Origin of the sequence: Hydrogenophaga sp., assembly GCF_019264445.1 — a bacterium.
In the GTDB taxonomy this organism is placed as follows: Bacteria; Pseudomonadota; Gammaproteobacteria; order Burkholderiales; family Burkholderiaceae_C; genus Hydrogenophaga.
On record NZ_JAHVAB010000050.1, the window covers coordinates 1 to 5,773 of the forward strand.

Consider the following 5,773-nt stretch of genomic DNA (forward strand, 5'->3'; position numbering starts at 1 on the left):
ATTCTGGAGCGGCTGCGCGCCGGCGGCCAGGGCACCGACGTGCTCTCGCGCCATCTCGCGCTGGAAGAAGCCATCGTCGGCAGCCCGCTGACCGCCGGCAACCAGGCCGTGCTGCTTGAAGACGGCCCCGCCACCTACCGCGCGATGCTCGCGGCCATCGAGGGCGCGAAGGACCACATCCACATGGAGACCTACATCCTCGACGACGACGAGGTGGGCCAGCGCTTTGCCGACGCGCTGATCGCCAGGCAGGCGCAGGGCGTCCAGGTGCACCTGATCCACGACAGCGTGGGCACGCTGAGCACGCCCAAGGAATTCTTCCAGCGCCTCACCGACAGCGGCGTGAAGGTGCTGGAGTTCAACCCGGTCAACCCCGCGCTGGCGCGCAAGAACTGGGAGCTCAACGAACGCAACCACCGCAAGCTGCTGATCGTGGACGGGCGCGTCGCCTTCCTGGGGGGCATCAACATCAGCGGTGTGTACTCCAGCGGCTCGCTCTCCGGCAGTTCGAGCAGCGGCAAGAGCAGCAAGAAGAGCGACATCGATGGCACACCCTGGCGCGACACCCACGTGCAGATCAAGGGACCGGTGGTGGCCGAGTTCCAGAAGCTGTTCATCGAAACCTGGGTGGCGCAAAAAGGCGAACCCCTGGCCGCGCTCAACTACTACCCGACGCCCGAGCGCGCAGGCCGGGACGTGGTGCGCGCCATTGGCAGCTCCCCCAAGGACGACTACAGCCTGATTTACGCCACCCTGCTCTCGGCCATCGGCAGCGCCGAAACCACGGTGCACCTGACCAACGCCTACTTCGCCCCCGACCCGCAACTGCTGGCCGCGCTGGAAGGCGCGGCCCGGCGCGGTGTGGACGTGAAGCTCATCCTGCCGGGCAAGACCGACTCATGGCTGGTGTTCCACGCGGGGCGCAACTACTACGCGCAGCTGCTGCGCGCCGGCGTGAAGATTTATGAGCGCCAGGGCGTGATCCTGCATACCAAGACCGGGTCCATCGACGGCGTGTGGTCCACCATCGGCTCGACCAACCTCGACTGGCGCAGCTTCCTGCACAACCACGAGATCAACGCGGTGGTGCTGGGCGCGGAATTCGCCGCCCAACTGCAAACGCTGTTCGACGCCGACCTGGCGGGCTCCAAGCAGGTGACGCTGCAAGAGTGGGAGCGGCGCGGACTCGGGCTGCGCATGAAGGAAGCGTTTGCCCGGGCCTGGGAGTACTGGCTCTGAACGCACGCTGAAAGCCTGGGCCTTCGCCAGGTCAGCGCACGGGCGCGGGCTCCTGCGTCACCAGCTCGCGGATCACGCCGCCGCCCTGCACCGAGCCCGACACCGAGCCTTCGCCGCGCGCCATGCGCTCACAAATGGCCTGCTGTTCGGGCGGCTGCGCCTGGCAGCGCTGCACGGCGTTGCGTTCGAGTTCCTGCGGAGAGGGCGACGGAGCCGCCCCCTTGCTTTGCGCCTGCTGGCGGGCAGCCGCCACATCGCGCAGGCAGTGGGTGCGATCAGGCGCGCTGGCCATCGCCTGGCACGCAGCGCGGTCGCGATGGTAGGCTGCGTCGGCGGGTGCTTTCGCCGCCGTGGCCCCGGCCGCCCACACGGGTGCGGCCAGCACCACGCCGGCAGCAAACGCCAGGCAGGCGCGCGACACGCGTTGGGTCGACAGGTGAATCGGTGAATGGGATGGGTTCATGGGGTTCTCCTTGTGGAACCCATCCTAGGCATGCGAACCGGGCGGGTCTGTAGGCTCAGTCCGACCCGCTTACACCCGCTTGCATCCGCTCACAGGCCTGCGCCGCCCTCATTCCCAGCGCAGCTCGATCAGCTTCCACTCGTTGCCATCCAGCCTCCATTGCAGTTCAATGGCATACGGTTCGGCGCGCTCGGGAATGAGCCCCTGCGCACCCGTCACGAGCACCCTGGCCTGCGTGTGGCCCACCTGCGAGCTGCCGACGTCGATCCGGTTGTTGCGCGTGACCGCCACGATCTTGATGTTCGTGTAGCGCATGAACATCAGCGTCATGGTGCGCTGCGCCCAGTCGCGGTTCATGCCCTCGCCGCCGGCCTGGAAGTTCGGGTGCAGCTGGTCCATGACGTCGCTCGTCTTGCGCGCCTCCAGGTTGTCCTGCAGCTGCTGCACGGCGGCATCGAGCGCGGCCTGCGGGTCGGTCTTGCCGCAACCGGCCAGCCACAGCGGCAACAGCAGGCACAGCAGGGCGCATCGGCGGGCAAACATGGGCGGTCCTTTCAGTGGAGGGGGAAAAGCCGCCGCACCATACCACCCCCGCAAGACACCCCCCGCAAGTCACCCACCCCTCAGGCCTGCGGCAGCGTCCACCAGAACGACGCGCCCTCCCCCGGCGCCGACACGGCGCCCACCGTGCCGCCGTGCCGCTCTGCCGCGCGCTTGACCACGGTCAGCCCCAGGCCTGTGCCGCCGGCCACGCGCTCGCCCAGGCGCGAAAAGGGCTGGAACAGTTCACCGCTGCGGCTGGGGTCGAAGCCGGGTCCGTTGTCGACCACGGAAAAGCGCCAGGCGCCGCCTTCGTCCTTGCGGGCCTCCACGCTGATGCGCAGGTCGGCGCGGTCGGCGCCGAACTTGAGCGCGTTGCCCAGCAGGTTCATGAGCACGTGGCGCATCAGGCTGGCGTCGGCTTGCACCACGGGCAATGCCGTGCCCTGCACCACGCTCGGCGCGCGCGGGTACTGCAGCGCCAGCGACTGCAGGCATTCGCGCAGCAGGGCCTGCATGTCGACCGGGGTGGCGTTGGGGGGCCCCTGGTCCACGCGCGCCAGCGTGAGCAGGTCATTGACCATGGTGGAGGCGCGCTGCGCTTCGCGCCGGATCATGTCCAGCGAGCGCTCGGAGGCGGCCACGTCGCCCGCGCGGAAGTCCTGCAACGCCAGCTCGGCCAGGCTGGAAGCGTTGCGCAGCGGGCCGCTCAGGTCGTGCGAGACCATGCCGGCAAACGAGCGCAGGCCCTGGATGATTTCTTCGAGCTGGCGCGTGCGGCTGCGCACAATCTCTTCCAGCGAATCGGTGAGCTGCTGCAGCGCCTGCTCGGCCCTGACGCGCTCGTGCAGCTCGCGCGCCAGGATCTGCGCGTCGCGCTGCTGCATCAGCATCATCACGAACATGAAGGTGATGCTCACGGGCAGCGGCGTGATCTGGCGGAACTGCAGCAGGCTCATGCCGGTGGTCATCGCCACGAAGAACAGCAACGGATAGCCCAGGAACACCACGGCCAGCACCAGCTGGCCCGCCCAGCGGTAGCGCCACCACAAGCTCACCAGCCAGCACGCCGCCCCCAGAAAGATGAGGGTAATGGCCGCCGGCCCGGCGAAGGCCCAGCCGCGCATCACGGCGCTCATCAGCATCACCAGCGCCACTGCGCCCACCACGGAGCCCACAAACACGCGCTGCGGGCGCACACCATCGGGCGAAAAGCAGGCCTGCAGGCCGGCCAGCAGCGCGGCCATGGCACCGAGTCCGAGCAGGGAGCCCACGGGGCCGGCGGCCTCGGCGCTGATCCAGTCCAGGGCATCGGCCGACACCAGCAGACCCTGCGTGACGCCAAACACCAGCGCCGAGCCGGCAAGCCATTTCACATAGGGCCAGGACCTCGGACTGGCGTGAAACAGGAACGTCGCACCGAGCATCGCAATGAGGAGCGCGGACAGGATGCGGATGTCGCTGACAAAGCTCAGCACCGGTTGCGTCACGAAGTGCTCCTGCGGGGGCCGCGTCGGGTGTGTGCCGCATCCTTTACGCAGGCGCGGCTCGCCGCAGTGTAGGGCAGCGTGCGGCGTTTCGCACGCGCCCCGTTGGCAACCCCTGGCTCAGGTCAGCGCCAGCGACATCCAGGGGAAGATCGCCACCAGCAGCAGCACCAGCAGCATCACGCCCACAAACGGCATCGCACCCGCAAAGATGCTCTCCACCGAGACCTTGGGGTCGTTCAGGGTGGACTTGACGGTGAACACCGAGATGCCGAACGGCGGCGTGAGCAGGCCGATCTCCACCGCCAGCACGGTGAGCACGCCGAACTGGATCAGGTTGAAGCCCAGGTCCGCGGCAATCGGCACCGCCACCGGCGTCATGATCAGCAGGATCGAGCTGCTGTCCAGGATCATGCCCAGCAGCAGCAGGATCGCCACATACAGCAGCAGGAAGCCGTAGGGCCCGAGGCCAGCGCCCTGCACCAGCTCGCTGATGGCCACCGGCACACCCGCCACCGACAGCATGCGGCTGTAGAAGCCGGCCGCCACGAGCAGGATCAGGATGCCGACCGACACCGCGCCGGTCTCGGTGAGCACGCGCCAGAGGTTGCCACCGCCCAGCTTGCGCCGCACCACCGCGATCACGAAGGCGCCGAACGCGCCCACGCCACCGGCCTCGGTAGGCGTGAAGAAGCCGGAGTACAGGCCGCCCAGCACCAGGGCCACGAGAGAGGCAATCGGCACCAGCTTGCCCAGCATCTCGCCGGTGGAGAGCAAACGCGCGGTGCTGCGCTCGGCCGCGATCTCGGCCTGGCGCTTGAGGTCGAACACCAGGCCCGGCGTGAAGCGCGCCATGAGCATGATCATCACGGCGAAGGCCACCGCGAGCAGGAAGCCCGGGATGACGCCGGCAATGAACAGCGTGCCGATGGACTGCTCGGCCAGCACGCCGTAGATGATCATCAGCAGGCTGGGCGGGATCATCATGCCCAGCACCGAGCTGCCGGCCACCGTGCCGGCGGCAAAGCTGGTGCGGTAGCCGTGGCGGGCCATCTCCGGCACGGCCACGCGGGTGAACACCGCCGCCGACGCGATGGACACGCCGGTGACCGCCGCGAACACGGTGTTGGCCGCCACGGTGGCCACGCCCAGGCCGCCGCGGATGCGGCGCAGCAGGGTTTCGGCCACGTCGAAGGTGTCCTTGCCGACGTTGGCAATCGAGACCAGCAAGCCCATGAGCACAAACAGCGGGATGGTGGCAAAGATGTAGTCGGCCACACCGTTGTAGGCCGACAGGTAGAGCAGGCGCATGGCCATCTCGAGGTCTTCGCGCATGAGCCAGATGCCGGCAAAGCCGACGGCAGTGAGCGCGACCGCGATGTGCAGGCCGATCAACACCAGAAAGACCAGGGCTCCAATGAGGAGCCCGCCCAGGGCAAGGTCGCTCATGTGGCGGCTCCCTGCACGGTGGGCTGGCGCAGCAGCGACGGGATGCAGCCGAGGTAGGCCACGGCGGCCACCGCCGAGCCGAGCACGATCAGGGCGCGGAAGGGCCAGGTCACCACGGTGAACACGCCCTGCACGCCCATGTACTCCTTGGTTTGGAAAGCCTCGACCAGCTCGGGCCAGGCAATGAAGGCCAGGGCGGCAAACAACAGCGCGCCCACGAGCACGTTGAGCACGTCCAGCGCCTTGATGGCGGCCGTGGAGCGGCGGGCAATGAACTGCAGCAGGAAGTCGCTGCGGGTCATGCGGCCGGAGCACACGGCAGCGGCCAGCTGCAGAAAGACGATGGAGGCCACCGAGCGGGCGGCGAATTCGGCCACGCCGGTGATGGGCGCGTCGAAGAAGTTGCGGCCCAGTACGTCGGCCACCACCAGCAGCATCATGGCGAAGATCCAGACGGTGCCGATGGCGGCCATGAAATTGGCCAGCCCTTGCAAGGGATTGGTGAGGCCGGCGACCGCAGGGGTCTCGCTGGCAAAGTCAGGTTCGTTGTGCACGGATCACCCGCAAAACAGGAATCGGAAGAGCCGCCGCCGGC

The 5,773-nt window shown here is 68.2% G+C and carries 6 protein-coding genes; 1 reads left to right on the forward strand and 5 read right to left on the reverse strand.

Annotation, left to right across the window (positions count from 1 at the left end; genetic code table 11):
• Nucleotides 1–1,239: cardiolipin synthase (cls, locus tag KXJ60_RS09580; RefSeq protein WP_291126652.1), on the forward strand; the 1,239-nt coding region annotated here is incomplete at its 5' end.
• 31 nt (nucleotides 1,240–1,270) lie between these two features.
• Here cls and KXJ60_RS09585 read toward each other — a convergent pair.
• The 5 genes from KXJ60_RS09585 to KXJ60_RS09605 all read right to left on the reverse strand — a co-directional run bounded on the left by KXJ60_RS09585 (nucleotide 1,271) and on the right by KXJ60_RS09605 (nucleotide 5,732).
• Nucleotides 1,271–1,702, reverse strand: coding sequence for a hypothetical protein (locus tag KXJ60_RS09585; RefSeq protein ID WP_291126654.1), 432 nt, complete (start codon nucleotides 1,700–1,702; stop codon nucleotides 1,271–1,273).
• Nucleotides 1,703–1,810: 108 nt separating this feature from the next.
• Nucleotides 1,811–2,245 carry a hypothetical protein gene (locus KXJ60_RS09590; protein ID WP_291126655.1) on the reverse strand — a complete coding sequence of 145 codons (435 nt, stop codon included), beginning with the start codon at nucleotides 2,243–2,245 and terminating at the stop codon, nucleotides 1,811–1,813.
• An 80-nt stretch (nucleotides 2,246–2,325) separates the two neighbouring features.
• Nucleotides 2,326–3,732, reverse strand: coding sequence for a HAMP domain-containing sensor histidine kinase (locus KXJ60_RS09595; RefSeq protein ID WP_291126657.1), 1,407 nt, complete (start codon nucleotides 3,730–3,732; stop codon nucleotides 2,326–2,328).
• A 117-nt stretch (nucleotides 3,733–3,849) separates the two neighbouring features.
• Complete coding sequence (locus KXJ60_RS09600) at nucleotides 3,850–5,178, reverse strand: TRAP transporter large permease subunit (protein WP_291126659.1); 1,329 nt, start codon at nucleotides 5,176–5,178, stop codon at nucleotides 3,850–3,852.
• Entirely contained in the window at nucleotides 5,175–5,732 is a 558-nt protein-coding gene (locus KXJ60_RS09605; RefSeq protein WP_291126661.1) for a TRAP transporter small permease, read from the reverse strand. The genes KXJ60_RS09600 and KXJ60_RS09605 overlap by 4 nt, the downstream gene beginning before the upstream one ends.
• Between the last annotated feature and the right edge of the window lie 41 nt (nucleotides 5,733–5,773).

What these genes read in the sequence shown, in the direction of transcription:
- KXJ60_RS09590 (WP_291126655.1), bottom strand. Translation starts at nt 2,245, where the DNA reads ATGTTTGCCCGCCGATGCGCCCTGCTGTGCCTGCTGTTGCCGCTGTGG.
- KXJ60_RS09585 (WP_291126654.1), bottom strand. Translation starts at nt 1,702, where the DNA reads ATGAACCCATCCCATTCACCGATTCACCTGTCGACCCAACGCGTGTCG.
- KXJ60_RS09600 (WP_291126659.1), bottom strand. Translation starts at nt 5,178, where the DNA reads ATGAGCGACCTTGCCCTGGGCGGGCTCCTCATTGGAGCCCTGGTCTTT.